A 309-nucleotide genomic window follows, 5' to 3' on the forward strand; every position below is an offset into this window, starting at 1 on the left:
CGGCAATCAGCGCGGTGCCGACGCCGGCGTCGAGCGCTTCGGTCAGCGCGTCCGCATCGCTAAAGGCGACGCACGTCCGCTTGTCCTTGCTCAGGACTTCGGCAATGACATCGGCGTCGCGGCCAAACGGCGCGAGAATCAGGACGCGTTGCTCCATGAGCTTACTGCCGCGACGTATCGATGAGGTGATCGGTCGCACCGAGCAGCGCGGTGCTGCCGCTATAAGACGGCAACCCGGAGAGCACGCCTTCGAAGTCGCGCAGCGCTTCACCCACTTCGACGCCATGGCTCGTGAGCCGGAACTGGCGG

The 309-nt window shown here is 65.7% G+C and carries 1 pseudogene; it reads right to left on the bottom strand.

Annotation, left to right across the window (positions count from 1 at the left end):
• Nucleotides 1–161: 161 nt before the first annotated feature.
• Nucleotides 162–309: pseudogene (locus tag SB822_RS56020) on the bottom strand (circadian clock protein KaiC); the annotation flags it as partial.

It is taken from the genome of Paraburkholderia sp. SIMBA_054 (assembly GCF_046534875.1).
In the GTDB taxonomy this organism is placed as follows: domain Bacteria; phylum Pseudomonadota; class Gammaproteobacteria; order Burkholderiales; family Burkholderiaceae; genus Paraburkholderia; species Paraburkholderia hospita.